Source organism: Roseateles sp. P5_E1 (assembly GCF_054049335.1).
Genome location: NZ_JBFUMN010000500.1, coordinates 1 through 513 on the forward strand (window position 1 = coordinate 1; position 513 = coordinate 513).

Genomic DNA, 513 nt, shown 5'->3' on the forward strand with positions numbered 1-513 from the left:
GATTAGACCGTCGATGGATACGCCATCGCCTCGGGAAAAAGACTGAGCCACGTACTCACAAACGATCTGCGAGGGGACGTAGTCGATATGTTCTCTGCCATCCTTATGGACAGGCTGTGTGATTGCCGTCACGAAGCCGGTTAAGAACAGCGCCCTGACACGCTCAGCCCTTAGGTCAGTTGCAAAGACAGACGGCGCTCTAGGAAGCTTCACGAGGTCCACAACGTTAAGCAATCTCTCGGTACGGAAGACCGCGGTTGCAGGCAATTTGCCCTCGGGAACCTCGCCGATCTCCGCAAGGGCGGTTTTCACATCGAACGCTGCATAGAAGTACGGGATGCCGGCAGGGTTCATGCGGCCGGCTGAGGCAGCCTCTTTCGGAGGCGGCCCCATAGTCGAGGCTGATACCGCCACGGATCCGTCGGCCGGAAGGTACCTTGCCCTGTAGAGTTCCGTTCCAATATCGAGCGTCCTGATCAGCGAGCCTACTTCCCCACCGACGACGTCCAGCAT

At 58.1% G+C, this 513-nt stretch carries 1 protein-coding gene; it reads right to left on the bottom strand.

Annotation, left to right across the window (positions count from 1 at the left end):
• On the bottom strand, positions 1-513 hold a 513-nt coding region (locus ACXJKJ_RS32310), incomplete at both ends, for an RES family NAD+ phosphorylase (protein WP_457395849.1).